The 15668-nt window shown below is 44.7% G+C and carries 15 protein-coding genes; 2 read left to right on the top strand and 13 right to left on the bottom strand.

Annotated elements, in window-relative coordinates:
- Positions 1-54: 54 nt before the first annotated feature.
- From EKM80_RS00465 to EKM80_RS00445, 5 genes are read right to left on the bottom strand one after another with little or no spacing between them, the layout of a single operon-like run.
- Positions 55-1017: an aliphatic sulfonate ABC transporter substrate-binding protein gene (locus EKM80_RS00465; protein WP_125551124.1), complete on the bottom strand. Its 963-nt coding sequence runs from the start codon at positions 1015-1017 to the stop codon at positions 55-57.
- Positions 1014-2546 carry an AMP-binding protein gene (locus EKM80_RS00460; protein WP_125551123.1) on the bottom strand — a complete coding sequence of 511 codons (1533 nt, stop codon included), beginning with the start codon at positions 2544-2546 and terminating at the stop codon, positions 1014-1016. Before EKM80_RS00460 ends, EKM80_RS00465 begins: the two co-directional genes overlap by 4 nt.
- Entirely contained in the window at positions 2482-3726 is a 1245-nt protein-coding gene (locus EKM80_RS00455) for an acyltransferase (RefSeq protein ID WP_125551122.1), read from the bottom strand. Before EKM80_RS00455 ends, EKM80_RS00460 begins: the two co-directional genes overlap by 65 nt.
- Positions 3727-3736: 10 nt before the next feature.
- Positions 3737-4453, bottom strand: a complete 717-nt coding sequence (locus tag EKM80_RS00450; protein WP_125551121.1) for an ABC transporter ATP-binding protein — start codon at positions 4451-4453, stop codon at positions 3737-3739.
- On the bottom strand, positions 4453-5265 hold the full coding sequence (locus EKM80_RS00445; protein ID WP_125551120.1) for an ABC transporter permease subunit: 813 nt from the start codon (positions 5263-5265) through the stop codon (positions 4453-4455). Before EKM80_RS00445 ends, EKM80_RS00450 begins: the two co-directional genes overlap by 1 nt.
- 256 nt (positions 5266-5521) lie before the next feature.
- On the opposite strand from EKM80_RS00445, the gene EKM80_RS00440 reads away from it, so the two are divergent.
- The gene (locus tag EKM80_RS00440) at positions 5522-6898 is read left to right on the top strand and encodes an aldehyde dehydrogenase family protein (RefSeq protein WP_125551119.1); all 1377 of its coding nucleotides are present in this window, start codon (positions 5522-5524) and stop codon (positions 6896-6898) included.
- Positions 6899-6944: 46 nt separating this feature from the next.
- Entirely contained in the window at positions 6945-8093 is a 1149-nt protein-coding gene (locus EKM80_RS00435; RefSeq protein ID WP_125551118.1) for a diphosphate--fructose-6-phosphate 1-phosphotransferase, read from the top strand.
- An 86-nt stretch (positions 8094-8179) separates the two neighbouring features.
- Here EKM80_RS00435 and EKM80_RS00430 read toward each other — a convergent pair whose 3' ends face one another.
- From EKM80_RS00430 to pstB (EKM80_RS00395), 8 genes are all read right to left on the bottom strand, one after another.
- Complete coding sequence (locus EKM80_RS00430; protein WP_125551117.1) at positions 8180-9043, bottom strand: class II fructose-bisphosphate aldolase; 864 nt, start codon at positions 9041-9043, stop codon at positions 8180-8182.
- Positions 9021-10385, bottom strand: coding sequence for a hypothetical protein (locus EKM80_RS00425; RefSeq protein ID WP_125551116.1), 1365 nt, complete (start codon positions 10383-10385; stop codon positions 9021-9023). Before EKM80_RS00425 ends, EKM80_RS00430 begins: the two co-directional genes overlap by 23 nt.
- Positions 10386-10489: 104 nt before the next feature.
- A complete protein-coding gene (locus EKM80_RS00420) occupies positions 10490-11515 on the bottom strand; it encodes an ABC transporter substrate-binding protein (RefSeq protein ID WP_125551115.1) in 1026 nt (341 codons plus the stop codon).
- An 18-nt stretch (positions 11516-11533) separates the two neighbouring features.
- Positions 11534-12307 (bottom strand): ABC transporter ATP-binding protein, encoded by a 774-nt coding sequence (locus tag EKM80_RS00415; protein WP_125551114.1) that lies wholly within the window; start codon positions 12305-12307, stop codon positions 11534-11536.
- A complete protein-coding gene (locus EKM80_RS00410; RefSeq protein WP_125551113.1) occupies positions 12292-13110 on the bottom strand; it encodes an ABC transporter permease in 819 nt (272 codons plus the stop codon). The genes EKM80_RS00415 and EKM80_RS00410 overlap by 16 nt, the downstream gene beginning before the upstream one ends.
- A gap of 153 nt (positions 13111-13263) precedes the next feature.
- On the bottom strand, positions 13264-13938 hold the full coding sequence (phoU, locus tag EKM80_RS00405; RefSeq protein WP_125551112.1) for a phosphate signaling complex protein PhoU: 675 nt from the start codon (positions 13936-13938) through the stop codon (positions 13264-13266).
- Positions 13939-14012: 74 nt separating this feature from the next.
- Positions 14013-14777 (bottom strand): phosphate ABC transporter ATP-binding protein PstB, encoded by a 765-nt coding sequence (gene pstB / locus EKM80_RS00400; RefSeq protein ID WP_191985915.1) that lies wholly within the window; start codon positions 14775-14777, stop codon positions 14013-14015.
- 79 nt (positions 14778-14856) lie between these two features.
- On the bottom strand, positions 14857-15666 hold the full coding sequence (gene pstB / locus EKM80_RS00395) for a phosphate ABC transporter ATP-binding protein PstB (RefSeq protein ID WP_125551110.1): 810 nt from the start codon (positions 15664-15666) through the stop codon (positions 14857-14859).
- Positions 15667-15668: the final 2 nt, after the last annotated feature.

Below are 15668 nucleotides of genomic sequence, written 5' to 3'. Positions count from 1 at the left end.
GAACAGCCAAAGTTCAGAAAGAACCTTTTATTTATGCCACAGTCTTATTTTCGCTTATTTAATTAAAGCATCCTTGATTTTAATTTGCTTCGTGATCACACCATCTTGATAGAACACATCGGCAATTTTTTGCTGTTCCTTAACGATAGCAGCAGTCACTTTGCCCATTGAGAAGCTGCGGCGGCTGACTTGCAGTTTGATGACTGCTTTAGACAAGTGCAGCGTCTTACTCATCATGGTGATCAGCTTACTTTGGTGCGTCGACGCCCACTGCATGTCGTCAGACAAATACGAAACAAGATACTTGCTGACAGCAGTATGTGCTTTGGCGTACTTACTAGTTGATATCACAAAATCACGGTTTTTCGATAAACCAGTGCCATCAACTAACAGCTTAGCGTTTTGTTCTACCTCAGCAGTGGCGGTATAAGGATCCCAAGTCACCCACGCATCAACTTTCCCTTTGGCAAATGCAACACTAGAGGCCGATTGATCCATGTTGACCAATGTAACGTCATCCGTGGTCAAGCCAGCTTTTTTCAAGGCTTGAATAATCAGAAATTGAGCGGAGGTTCCTTTAGTATAAGCGATTCGTTTACCTTTTAAATCCTTCAAACTTTTAATGCTTGAATTCTTTTTAACCAAGATACCAGAACCATTTTCCTTAGAGGATCCTGCAGCAATGTACACTAAATTCATACCATTTGCTTGGGCGGTAACCGGTGGCGTATCGCCGAAGCGGGCGTAATCGATATCGCCGGCTTTCAACGCAGTCGTTAAGGCCGTCCCATCGGAAAATTCTTTAAAGACAACTTTATAGCCTTTTGCCTTCATCTTCTTGGCAAGTTCACCCCGTTGCCGCGAAATGTCCACAGGATCTGCTTTTTGATAGCCGATAGTCACTGTGGTTAGGCTGCTGCTACTAGAATCAGTTTGTAAATAGCCGTAAAAAGCAATCCCCAGCCACGCGATTAGCGCGACAACCAATAACCCCAACTGCCATTTATGCTTTTTCATCTAGTGACACCTGCCGTTAATAATTGTTCACGTAACTGTGGTCGTAAGACTTTACCGGTCATATTGCGCGGAAATTCACGGACAAATTCGACACGCGTTGGTGATTCATATTTGGCTAAATGGTCTTGGGCGTAATCGAAAATTGCTTGGCGTTGCGCTGCTTCATCGAGACCAGGCGTGGTACTAATGACCACCGCTGTGACTTCTTCACCGTAGAGCTCATCAGGCATGCCAATAACTGATAACTGCTCGATAAAGTCTAATTCATTTAGGACATTCTCAACAGCCGCTGGCGCCACCTTTTCACCGCCGCGACTAATGATTTCTTTGCTCCGACCTTTGACGAATAAGTAACCATCTTCGTCTAAATAACCGAGGTCGCCAGTAAGGAACCAACCATGCTTAAATGAATCAGGGTTTGGATCCATGTATTGGGTGATCACATGATCGCCTTTGACCACAATTTCGCCAAGTACGTTAGGCTCGTCACTAAGCACGCCATCGACTAAAATTTTCAAATCGGTGCCAAAGGCTTTCCCCGCGGAACCGATTTTCGGTGCATCAAATGGATTGATTGTGCATTGACTGGCGGCTTCGGTCATACCGTAGCCTTCGATCACTAGCGTATTAAAGTTATCCTGAAACGCCCGTAATTTATCTTCTGGTAAGGCAAACGACGATGAACGAACATAGCGCAAATGAATATCCGCTGCATTTTCCTGATAAACACGGTTGGCGTTGTCATTTAATAATAAGAAAGTGATAATTGTTGGCACAACGGAAACCCACGTCACGCCATTATCCTTAACTTGTTGCCAAAACTTGCTGGCACTGAATTTTGGCGTCACTAAAATTTTACCACCAGCCAAGCGTGTTGATAATGTGGACATCACTTGGGCATTAATATGGAACATCGGCATGGTGATCATCGCAACGTCATCTGCCGTCATGTGATTACTGCGGACATCATTTTCGGCGGCGCTGACCAACATTGCGTGCGTTAAGCCAACACGTTTGGGCTTACCAGTGGTCCCCGATGTGTTTAAAATCAGTGCCAAGTCGTCTTCTTGGGGTAAACGCGTACTAGCAACCACACGCCCAGCGGTTTGTTCACGGTCAACCAAGAACGGTAACTCAGCCACGGTGTGTAACTGTAGCTGTGTGGCCATAAATGGTGCACCAGAAAGCGCTGTGGCCAATGTTGGTGCCAATAAAATACCGGCATAGTGGCGTTCTTGCCAATCTGCCCGTAATTCAGCGATTGGGGTTGTTGGTGAGATTGGGTGCACAATAATGCCTAAATTCCAAGCTGCCTGATTAATTACTGGAAAAACGGCAGAATTAGGCAGACAAACTAAAATCTGATCGCCATAACCAAGTTTGTTGGCAACAAAAGCATCGCGTAACCGGTAAACGTCATCTTGTAAATCTAAGCCAGTAAACCAAGTGGCCAAGTTTTCATCTTTAATCAGTGGTTCGTTCATATTGTTTTTTAGTTGTTGTGATAGTTTCTTTGTTAGTGTGGTCATGAAGCACCATTCCTTTCTTCTTAAACAAATGCACTTGCGGCCGACCGATCATGATTCCAAATGGTGGTATGCGATAACAGAACCACGCAATCCCAAAGGAAACGGCAACCACGAAAATATAACCTACTGGAATCAATAGAAGTAAGGCCCAATCTGGCACGCTGATCAAACTCAGCAACCCACTTAAAAGGGTCAAGCCGATTGTTTGATCAAGATAGATCCCAAATGAAACCTTTGCTCCATTGCGGACAAACTTTTCAAACCAAGTCCAAACACCATGTTGACGCCAATAGCTGTAACATTTACCGATCCAGAAAACAAAAATAATCATTAAGGTGTCATAAATTAGCATGTACGGTTGATGCGGTGACACGGCAGCGGTATGCGACAAGCCGAGCCAGTTTCGATTCCAAGCGTAGTAAACAACGGTCCCAACGCCTAACGTTAGCGTAACGGCGGCAATTGGCTTGATATGCTGCTGAATAAAGTCGTTAACCGCCTGATAATGTAGCGATGTGTAGGCACCAAAGATAAAGTAAAATTGGTACGTGAACACATTGACACCATAGGAACGGAACCACCATAACCAATTACTATGATCCACATGTGGTAAGCCATATTTGATAGCAACCATTAACCCTAACTGAAGCAAGAAACTGATCAGTAAGATGCGATTGTGCGCTTTAGGCAGTCGTTTAAATAACTTAACGATCAGTGGAAACAGCAAATATAGCTGCAATGTTACTAAAATATAGTACATATAGAACTGATCACCATGTAAAATGGCATCTAGATACGTGCTACCAAAGTTTGACCATGAAAAACCGCCGATACCAACGATCACGGCAAAAGTCATTAACACTAAATTCCATAAAAGGTAAGGCCAGCCAGAACCAGCGAACCGTTTTTTGAAGAAACTCGGCCAATTATCGCGCCGATAATAATTTAAGGTCAGAACCAAACCAGTCATGAACATAAAACCCATTCGCGTAAAATGAATCATTAAATGCGTACTGTTTAACAAAACATGCGGCCAACCACTAGTCGCTACCATCTGCTGGGCAAATGTTGTCGTTGTATGATTGAGTAAGACTCCGAAAATAAAGAAGATCCGCATGAGATCGACTTCATAAAGGTATGGTCGCTTTTTCTTAACTGTTGTTTTTTCTTCTGTCAGCATCCTCACTCCCCTAATGCACCCCAGCTGCTGTAGCTGGTGCATGTAAAATAACGTTTAGAATTCGTTCCGATACTGTAGCGATAGTTGCAGTATCTTGATTTTTAGCACCATCGGCCTCGTACACATTAGTGCCATCTTTAACGACGATCACGCGATCAGCCATCCGTGCTGCTTCATCCACATCATGTGTGATCAACAACGTCGTTAAGTGTTGTTTGGCACAAATGTCTGCGATAAAGGTTTGCATTTTACGTCTGGTTAAGGCATCTAAGGCGCCTAATGGTTCATCTAGCAGCAATAATTGTGGTTGCGCCATTAAAGCACGCGCCAACGCCAAGCGCTGTTTTTGACCACCAGATAGTTGGCCAGGATAGCTGTCAGCAAAATCAGCCAATCCAACTTCACTTAACATTTCCTTAGCGCGCTGCTGCTGGGTTTTATTTTTACTTTTAAAGGATACATTTTCTAAGTTGGTCATCCACGGCAACAAGCGATCATTTTGAAACATCACTCGTACCGTGGTATTAGGATCAGCAAATTTAATGTCACCGGCTGTAGGTGCTTCAAGTTGTGCGATCAAGCGTAGAATCGTACTCTTGCCGCCGCCACTCATTCCCACCAACGCAATAAACTCACCTGGATAAATAGCGAAGTTAACGTCATGCAACGCAACTTTTCCACCATAGATTTTGCCAACTTGTTCTAAAGTTAATAACGGCTTAAGCATTACTTGACGCTCCCTTCTTTTTGCCACGCTAAGCAAATACTTTCCAGCGCTTTGGCAATTAAATCGGATAACTTACCTAATAAGGCATAGATCACAATACACAACAACACCGTATCCATATTCATAAACTCTTGTGCATTGGTGGCCATGTAGCCGATACCGGAACTGGAAGAAATCGTTTCGGCCACGATCAAAGTGGTCCACATCACGCCTAATGCGTAGCGAACACCAACCAGAATCGTGGGTAGTGCGCCCGGAAAAATAATTTTTGTCAACAATGCCCGCTTGGATAAACCATACGCGTGGCCCATTTCTAACAATTCAGGATCAATACTAGTAATACCGTGGAACGTATTGATATAGATTGGAAACATAACCCCTACCGTGACTAGTGAAATCTTAGCAGTTTCACCAATGCCTAAAGCAATGATCACCACTGGAATCAAAGACAAATGCGGAATATTCCGCAACATTTGAATGGAAGAATCAAATAAGGCCCGCGCTGTTTGCGACAAGCCATTGAGCAAGCCTAAAATAAAACCGATACTACCACCAAGTATGAAACCAGCAGTGGCCCGATAAAGACTGATGCTTATATTCTTGGGTAATTCTCCAGTTTGCCACAACGCAATACCGTCCTGAACAACAGCCAACGGCGCTGGTAATAAACTACTACTGATCCAGTTCATATTAACCGCAAGTTGCCAGAAACCAATGATAGCGATGGGGATCAACCACGGTAACAATTTTTGCCAAGCAAAGCGCAAGCGGTGGTGGTTTGTCGTTGCCCCAAGTTCCGCTACATTCTCCATTAACGTTCATCTCCATTTGTTTTATTGGAGACTAGCATACCCAGACAAGCTTAAACCGAACTTAAAAGGTAAAAAGATTTTCTTTGTGCGGTTAAGCTACTACTAAGAGAAGTAACTGGGCTACTTTTACAAAAATACTAGTTCGTTAAAACAAGTAGCTAGGATTAATGAGCTGATCGTAACTTAATCACATTTAAGGTTATCTTTAGGTTGCCTCGTTATACTGCAGTCAAATAACAATTGGAGGTCATTTTAAATGGTAAATTATCAAGTTATCAACCCTTATACAGAAAAAATCAGTGCCACCTATCAAACGGCGACACCAGCAACTATTGAGAAAGCTTTAACAACTGGTCACGCCTATTATCAAGCTACGCGCCAACAAGGCTTTGCCGGCGTGCAAAAACGAACTAAACAGTTACAACGTTTAGCAACCATTTTTAAGCAAAATGAAAAGCGCTTAGCAGCCACAGCTACAGCAAATATGGGTAAGTTGTTACGTGAAAGTCATGGTGAGGTCAATGGCAGCATCGGCGTAGCCAATTATTACGCCAAACATGGTGCTGAAGCGCTACAACCTCGTGTTCGTCAATATCAAGGTAGCGGTCAAGCACAAATCAGTTACGCGCCTACTGGTATCGTATTGACGATCGAACCGTGGAATTTCCCGTATACGCAAGTCATGCGCGTATTTGCACCGAACTTTATTTTAGGCAATCCAATCATTCTTAAACATGCACCCAGCGTCGCTGATTGTGCGTTATTATTTGCCGAAATGGTTCAAGCAGCTGATATTGAGTCTGCAGCGTTGCAAAACTTATTTTTGACTAATGAACAAGCTGCCACTGTCATTGCTGATTCACGCGTGCAAGGTGTTGCCTTAACTGGCTCTGTCCGTGCTGGCCGCGCCGTTGCTAGTGAAGCGGCCCAAGCGCTAACTAAATCAACGTTGGAACTCGGCGGCAACGATGCATTTGTTGTTTTAGCTGATGCGGATGTGCCAGCGGCAGCCGCAGCGGCAGTTGGCTCACGCCTACGAAACGCCGGCCAAGTTTGCGTGTCGGCGAAACGCTTCATCGTTGTCCAAGCAGTAGCCCCGGCCTTTACAGCGGCAGTTAAAGCGGCCTTTGCAGCACAAAAAATCGGTGACCCACGTGAGCCAAACACTACCTTGGCGCCTTTAGCTTCAGCCGCAGTCCAACAGCGCATTCAAGAACAAGTCGATCAGGCAATTAGTGCTGGCGCCGAAGTCCTAGTAGCTGGCGGTAGTGTAACCGAGCAAACAGGTTATTTCTTTAAGCCTGTTTTATTGGGTAACATCACGCCGGACAATCCAATTTTTGACGAAGAATTATTTGGTCCTGTTGGTCAGATCCATGTGGTCGATTCCGACGAAGCCGCCATTGCTCTAGCTAATCAATCGCAATTTGGTCTGGCTGGTACCGTCTTTGGTGAAAGTGCCCACGCCCAAGCAGTCGCAGCACACATCGAAACTGGCCAAGTTTTCATCAATCAACAAGCTGTTGCCCAGCCCGAATTGCCTTTCGGTGGCATTAAAAACTCCGGTTATGGACGTGAAATGAGTGAACAGGCCCTATTTGAATTTGCTAATCAGAAAGTTATCGCAGATTAGTGCGTACTAAACGCATTGCCAGTCTCAGCAGAAAGGAACCCACAACATGCAACGATTATTAGTCATTCACGGTGGCGGCCCCACCGCTGTTTTAAATAGCTCCTTATACGGCGTGATCAAAGCCGGCCAAGCACAACATTTAGAAGTGCTTGGCGCCCGTAACGGGATCGCCGGTTTACTTGGTGAAGATTTCATCCCCTTATCCGAGCGTAGCGATGTGGAAATTGCCGCCTTACTTCACTCACCTGGCACCGCGATTGGTTCATCGCGGACACCACTGCAACAACAAGATTATCCACACTTAGTCAAAATACTGCAGCAAAATCAAATTGATTTTGTACTAATGAGCGGCGGTAATGGCACCATGACCACCGCTCACAAGTTAGCCACAGCTTGTCGCCCCACTGGCATTAGTGTGCTAGGCATCCCGAAAACTATCGACAACGATCTCGGTGGCATTGATCATGCACCGGGATTTCTTAGTGCCGCTAATTATATTCGCCAAACAGTACGCGAAATTGCGGCTGATGTGGCCAGCTTACCGATCCATGTTTGTATTATCGAATTAATGGGGCGCAACGCTGGCTGGCTAACTGCTGCCGCCGCTTTAGCTGCTAAGCCGACCGAACGATTAGCACCAGACTTAATTTACGTACCCGAACACGCCTTTGACGAAACACAATTTCTTCATGACGTCCAAGCTGTTTATGCACAGAAAGGGTCGGCCATCGTCGTCGTGGCAGAAGGCTTAAAGAATGCTGCTGGTCAATCAATTGTTCCTACTCGTTTTAAAGCTGGTCGTGCTGTTTATTTTGGTGAGGTTGGTAGTTATTTAGCGGAACAAGTCACTAAACAATTAGGCCTCAAAGCACGTAATGAAAAGCCTGGTTTAGCTGGTCGCGCAAGTATTGCCGCCCAAACTAAGCGCGATCGTACTGAAGCAATTGCCGCTGGCAGAATGGCCGTTGCCGCTGTACTTGATGAGCAAACCGATCAGCTAGTCGGCCTGCTGACAGATCACAATGCCAAAACACACTACGAATTACTGCCACTAGCTGCTGTCGCCCAGCAAACGCGCGTATTGCCTGCCCACTACATTAACGCCGCTGGCAACGGCATCACCACCGACTATCGCAACTGGCTAGGCCCACGCTTAGCCGATACGCCGTTACCGGAAATCGTTAATTTCAATTAAGCATTAAGTTTAGTCGTCCACCTAAGGGCGACTATTTTTGTGAACAAAAAAATACCGTGAAGTTTATTTTTCTTCACGGTATTGCTTTATATCTGACCAGCTGAGCCAAAAACCTTGAGCTTAGCTGCGACTTCATTTTGAACTAGTTGCTGTGTCCATTGATCAACATCGGAAATAAAAGTCTGTTCTGTGGTCTGTTGTAATCGTTGCTTAACTGCGTTAGCCACATGATAGGCAAGCGTTGAGTAATAATTAATTTTACAAATACCATTGTCAATTGAACGTTGATAATCATCATCAGCCAGCCCAGAGCCCCCGTGAACCACCAAAGGGAGCGCGACTAACTGTTTGATTTGCTGTAACCGTTCAAAACTTAAATGCGGCGTCTGCGAATATACGCCATGAACGGTGCCATACGCGACGGCTAGCATGTCCACGTTAGTTTGGGTGACAAAGCGTTCAGCTTCTTTAGGATCAGTGTAGGTGTGTGCCAATTGACTGTAATCAACTGCAACACCACCACCTTCGCGGTTCATCGGGCCAAGTTCCGCCTCCACCGACACGCCTAGTGCGTGCGCCGCTTGAACAACAGCTCGCGTCTGGGCCACATTTGCCGTAAAATCAGCTTGCGAGGCATCGATCATTACCGAGCTAAAGCCAATTTTTAGTGCCTGCATGATCACGTCATAACTGAAGCCATGATCTAAATGAACAGCAACTGGCACGCTAGCGGTGTGGGCCAGCTGTAACATCACGGGGCCAATTAAGTCCAATGGCACGTAATTGGTGAGTTGCTTTTCACCAATTTGCAGAATCACTGGCGAGCGTTGTGCTTCAGCGGCAGCGACAACACCGCGCGCCATGGCGATACTCGTCACGTTGAAGGCACCCACTGCGTACTGGGCTTGTTGTGCAGCCTTAGTCAGCTCACTTGCGGTCACTAGTGTCATAAGCCACCTCCTGATAAATATGCGTTGGTAACTGCAGCAATGCGCCTAACGTTTTAATTTCTGCGGCAAAATCGCCATAGATCAGCGCATAATGTTGTTCATAACCGTGGCTGACAATATCATCGAAAACATGTTCTACCGGAGCATCTAATTTAATTCGGCCAGAAACACCATCAAATTGAGCTGGTGCGTCCTGGGCAGCACCACTTAGCGCAACCAGTTCATACTTACCAGCAGCGTTAACGTGCACGCGTAATAACGTCACGCGACCTGGTTTGAGTACAAATTGAGGACTAACTGGCATTTTCCGATTAGGATGGACGCTGGTTTCAACGCCATATTTAGGATTAGCCATGGCAAATGGCCCATAATCATGCCACACGGAAATCGTGTTATCGCTGGTGTCAAAGCTAGAAATATCGCCCATGTAGACTGGCGCATCGCTGGATTGCATTTGTTGCAAAATATACATGGCTAAAGCGCCGTGTATATCGCATTCCATTGCAGTGGGCAGCCCTTCGTCACAAAGCTGTGACCAGACAGCGCCAGGTGCGGCCGCATACTTATCGAAAAAGTCTGGCCAACACCGTGACGCCAACGCCTTAAAACCATCACGTTGTTGCCATTGGTGCATTAAAGTTACAAATTTAACGTATTTAATGGTTTCTGGTAGTTCAGGATCAAGATGCCGCATATGGGCTTGCGCATAATCCAGTTCAACTTGATAATCAGTCTCCGGTAGCGCCGTCGCGTCAGCAAATGCTGTATCAACCTCGTAATGTAATAACTTGGTACCGAACGTTTCCTGCAAGGCGGCTTCGTCAACACCGGCAAAGGCAAAGCCTAACGGATAAGTACCAACCACGCCGATTTTAAGCTTAGCTAATTTAGCTTTCAAAGTCACGGCCTGACTAAAATTCTTGATGGCGGTTTGGACGGCCGCTTCATTTGGATCACCATAGATGTAACTATAGGCATGCTGGCGCCGCATCAGACTGTTAGCGGTACTGATCAAGCCAGTGCCACCATTTAAGCGCAGCCAGCCACCAATACTAGGTGCCCGCGACGCCACCAACAAGATTGGTGTGCTGGGAAAACGATCAGCAATTTGTTCAATAAATTCGGCACCGGTAAACGACGTATTGTGGAAAATGATACCAGCAAAATCTTGCTGATTAACACTGGTTAGATAGTCACCCATTTCCTCAGGTGTGCCTAAATTATGTGCTGGAACCGTTGCGTGATAAGGTGCCAGCACCATCAACATTTCGTCGTAAATCTGGTCTGCTGCTGCGGCATCAAATAAACGCCGTTCAACCGGAATATATAATAAATTAGCCATAATTGATTGCTCCTCATTGTTTTAAGTTTTAATTTAATTGAAAGGAGCTGTGACAAAAATTGCTTTGCCGCAGCTCCTCATCAAATCATCTAAATTGAATTTAGTTATTCAATCGCCGCTGCTGCTTTCTTGATCATATCGGTCATCACGTAATCTTTAGCTGTTTCCAACTTACCGGTATCCTTTAAAATACCCAGCTTGATGAAGTTCTTTTGTTGCTTGGTATAATACTGTAGCAAGTTGCCGTTATTAATTAGCTTAACCAACTGCTTCGACGTGTAGATCTTTTCAGTGCTAGTGATCTGCTTCTTAACGTCGCTTTCACTAAAGCCTAATTGTTTCGCGATCCATTTAGCTGCATTCTTACCGCCACTTTCACGATAGTTCATTGCTTGTAACATTGCTTTATCAAATTTCAAGATCGTTGCTTTGTGTTTCTTAGCGTAACTTGGGGTAACGATCCATGAACAAGTAAATGGCATTGAATCAGTAAAATCATTATCAGTGGCTAACGTAACCGCATTTTTGCCTAATTTTTCTTTGATTTTAGTTGTGCCTGGTGCCCAAGTTGCGGCGGCATCAATTTTGCCAGAAACCATTGCGTTGACGATCGAGTTCACACTCATACTGACAACTTTAACGTCACTTTCAGTCATGCCCGCCTTTTTCAGCGCAGCATCTAAAATAACTTGACTAGTCGTCCCGACAACAACCGCCACTTTCTTGCCTTTTAAATCTTTGATTGAGCTAATGCCTGATTTTTTATTGGCAATGATTTTATCAGAGGTGCTCAGACCGTCAAACATAACGATTTTGGCGTTACCTTGTGCAACCTGCGTGTGCGCACCGGGACCAATTTCACCAATATCAATACTGCCGGATTTCATAGCGGCAATAACTGATGGCCCATCGGCGAACTCAACTAATTTGACCTTCAAGCCTTGCTTTTCATAATAGCCCGCCTGCTTGGCAATCGCGGCCAGGCCAACGCTATTAACTGAACCCATATAACCAATTTTAATGGTTTCAGTCTTGCTGGCGGCCTGGGTACTAGAACTATTACCAAATGAGGCGAATAACATCATAAACAGTGACAAAAGGGCAATTAACCCCCAAAGTTTCTTTTTCATTTTTTCAGCTCCTTTTAATTAAACGCCTGCGCTGCTATAAACTTGCGCCCAGACGTGCTTTTTTATGGCGAGAAAGGCTTCACTTAAACGTGTTTCCTGATTACGCGGATAGTCTAGGTCAACAGCCACCACTTCTTTGACGGTGCCAGGATGGGCATTCATGATCACAATCTTCTGCCCCAATAAAATAGCTTCATCCACATCATGGGTAATGAAGAAACAGGTTTTCTGCTCTTTTTCCCATGTCTGTAATAATTCTTCCTGTAACTGACCGCGAGTTTGCGCATCTAACGCCCCAAATGGTTCATCCATCAATAAGACGGCAGGATTGGCGGCATAAGCGCGAGCAATCGCCACACGTTGCCGCATCCCCCCAGATAATTCTTTGGGATAGCGATCCGCAAATTCACTGAGGCCAACGATTTCAATATAATGATTGACCCGTTCCTGCGCTGCAGCTGATTTGTCCTTACGCATTTTCAAACCAAATGCCACATTCTGGCGTACCGTTAACCAAGGAAACAACGCGTACTGCTGAAAAACCACGCCCCGCTCACTGCCAGTCCCTTGTACTGGTTGGCCATCACAAATAATTTTGCCGTCAGTTGCTGGTTCTAGTCCAGCAATGATGTTCAATAAGGTGGATTTACCACAGCCAGAAGGCCCAATCACAGTTACAAATTCATTTTCAGTAATTTTTAAGTTAATATCATGAATCGCGGTTGTTTCACCACGTTCGGATTGATACGTTTTTGAAACATGATCAATCGCTAATTTTATTTGTCCTGCCATTTGGTAACCTTCCTTTCAAACATCCGAATTAATTTATCTAAAGTGATCCCAATGATCCCGATAATAATGATGTATAACATCATTGGTGCCATATCAAAGGTTTGACTCAATGATTGGATCCGCATACCCAGGCCTGCTTCAGCGCCGGTTGACTCAGCCGCAATCAATGTGGTCAAAGCAGTCGTCGCGCCTAAGCGAACGGCGGTGATAATGTATGGTGTCGCCGCGGGTACGATCACGTGGACGAAAATATCACGATCACGCGCGCCGAGCACCCGTGCGGCCTTGATCAAGGTTGGATCAATGTTGACCACGCCTTGATAAATGGTGACTGTCATGACTAAGAAAGTCGCAATACAGATGACAATGATCTGTGCTTTAGCGCCAATACCAGCGGAAACAACAACTAGCGGCACGTAAGCCAATGGCGGAATGCTACGGATAAATTGAATCCAAGGGCCGATGATATTTTCCAATGGTTTGTACCATGCCATTAAAATAGCGATCGGTAAGGCGAAGATAAAGCCAAAAACAAAACCCCAAATCACCGAGAATAAGCTGGAGCCAATATCGCTGAATAATACGCCACGACCAAGCATAGTACCGACCGCTGACGCTACCGCTACTGGGTTAGGAAAACTTTCTTTCGTGCCCGGCAGTACTGACAGTAACCACCAAACACCAATTGCTACTGTAATTGATAAAGTCAGCCACGCTAATTTACGTACGCGGGGATGGGGCTTTAATTTTCTAGTTTGTTTAGCTTTATGCACTTTAGTTGGTAACTCTAATTCACTTTGCATACACATTCACTCCTCATCATCTAATCCTTGTCTCAACTGATTACAATGAATTCTAAGGGAGCTAACTTAAAGTCAACTTAAAAACGTTTAGCTTTTTTCGGAAAATAAAAAAGACTGCCGATTATGGCAGTCGTAGTGACGTTTACAGCAAATTTACATAGTTTCTTGATTATTTGTGTTTAATTCAATCAATTTATTTGTCTTCAAGTAGACGATCCATTCGCAAATATTGGTCACATAATCGCCAACCCGTTCTAAGTAGGTGCTGACCATTAAATAATCCGTACTGCCGACTACAGTTTGCGGATTGCGCTTCATTTCTTCAACGCACTTCTGATAAATCACTTTGAACGCTTCGTTAACTTGTTGATCTTGCTGCGCAATGTCCCGAGCACGCTGTTGATCTTTTTTCACGTAAGCATCCAGCACATCTTCGACCATTTGCTTAACGACATCGGCCATTGCGGCGATATCTTCCTCAATCTCCGGTACCCGCGTATTGCCTTTCACGCGGATCGTTGACTTAGCAATACTAACAGCGTGGTCGCCCATTCGCTCTAAATCACTACTGGCTTTCATAATCGTGACGATCATCCGTAGATCACTGGTCACCGGTTGTTGTAAAGCAATCATTTCAAAACTGCGCTTTTCAATATCAACTTCTCGTTGGTTGATCGCGTCATCGTTTTGGATCACTTCCAATGCTAATTCACGATCATGATTAACGAATGCTTTAACCGAATTGTAAACCGCCTCGTTAACCAACATCCCCATTTCGGAGAAGCGTACATGTAGATCTGCCAATTCTTCGCTAAATATTTCCCGCATCTGTCTGCCTCCTTTTTAAGTTATACTCGATAAGTTCCGTCTAAACTAATTTAGTCGCCCTATAGCTAATCAAACTAACCAAAGCGTCCTGAAATATAGTCTTCACTTTCTTTTTTATCCGGCGCCGTGAAGAACTTCGCCGTTTCACTGTATTCAATTAATTGGCCGTCCAAGAAAAAAGCAGTCCGATCCGATGCCCGCGCGGCTTGTTGCATATTGTGGGTGACCATAATGATGGTGTAAGTGTCCTTTAAATTGACCAACATTTGCTCAATTTTGCTACTAGAAATTGGATCCAGCGCACTGGTTGGCTCGTCCAGTAAAATCACCGCTGGCTTAACTGCTAAGACACGCGCAATACAGACGCGCTGCTGCTGACCACCGGATAAGGACAAGGCACTTTGATGTAATACATCCTTAGTTTCTTCCCAAACTGCCGCAGCCTTCAAACTACTTTCAACGACCTCATCCAATACCGCTTTATTTTTCTCGCCAGCTAAACGTAAGCCGTAGATAACATTTTCGTAGATTGAAAAGGGAAATGGATTTGGTTGCTGAAACACCATGCCAACTTCTTTACGCAATTGAACAATATCCGTCTCTGGCGCGTAAATATCTTGGCCGTGCAAGCGAATATCGCCGGTAATCCGAATATTAGGAATCAAATCGTTCATCCGATTCAATAAGCGCAAATAAGTCGATTTCCCCGAACCAGAGGGACCAATTAAAGCTGTGATCTCATGAGTCATAAAATCCAGATCAATACCCTTTAAAGCTTCGCGTTCACCATAGTACAGGTGCACATCTTTACTAGTAATAATTTTTTCTGCTACCATCATCTGTCCCCCTCTGCGGATAACATCTTAATCTGAATCATTTTTACTTCGTGCTTATCTGAACACTTCAGACACCCCATACTTACCCAAAGTGACCCGAAACATAATCATCAGTGGCCTGAATTGCGGGCTTGGTGAAAATACGCTTGGTTTCAGCATATTCTAACGCGACACCTTGATGGAAAAAGGCAGTATAGTCGCTGATTCGCGCCGCTTGTTGCATATTATGCGTCACAATAATAATTGTATAATGCGCTTTTAATTGCGCCAAGGTATCTTCAACCACGCTGGTGGAAATAGGATCTAGTGCACTAGCTGGCTCATCTAGCAATAAAATATCCGGCTTCATGGCAATCGCGCGGGCAATACACAAACGCTGCTGCTGACCACCAGATAGCGCCAAAGCACTTTTATGCAGTGTATCCTTAACTTCTTTCCATAAACCCGCCTGCTGTAACGTCGTTTCCACTAGTTGATCTAGAACCTTTTTATCCTTGACACCATGCCGGATAGGCGCAAACGTAATATTATCGTAAATCGATTTGGCAAATGGGTTCGGCCGCTGAAATACCATGCCAATATGTTTACGCATTTCGAAAACATCAATTTTTGGCTGGTTAATATCCAACCCACGATACATAATTTTACCGGTAACTCGCGCAATTTGAATTTCATCATTCATTCGGTTTAACGAGCGCAAGTAAGTTGATTTTCCGGAACCAGAGGAGCCGATGATCGAAGAGATTTGATAGCGCGGAAATTGCAGTGACACGCCTTTGATTTGTTCTTTACTACCGTAAAAAACGTGTAGATCATCCGTACTCAGCGCGATTTCTTGTACTTCTGGGTCAAACGTTTTAATTGCCGTTTTAGTTAAATCATAATCCTTCATGC

The sequence above is a fragment of the Loigolactobacillus jiayinensis genome, from assembly GCF_003946445.1.
Classification (GTDB): Bacteria; Bacillota; Bacilli; order Lactobacillales; family Lactobacillaceae; genus Loigolactobacillus; species Loigolactobacillus jiayinensis.
Note: the sequence above shows the minus strand (reverse complement) of the source record. Positions and strands in the feature narration are given on the sequence as shown.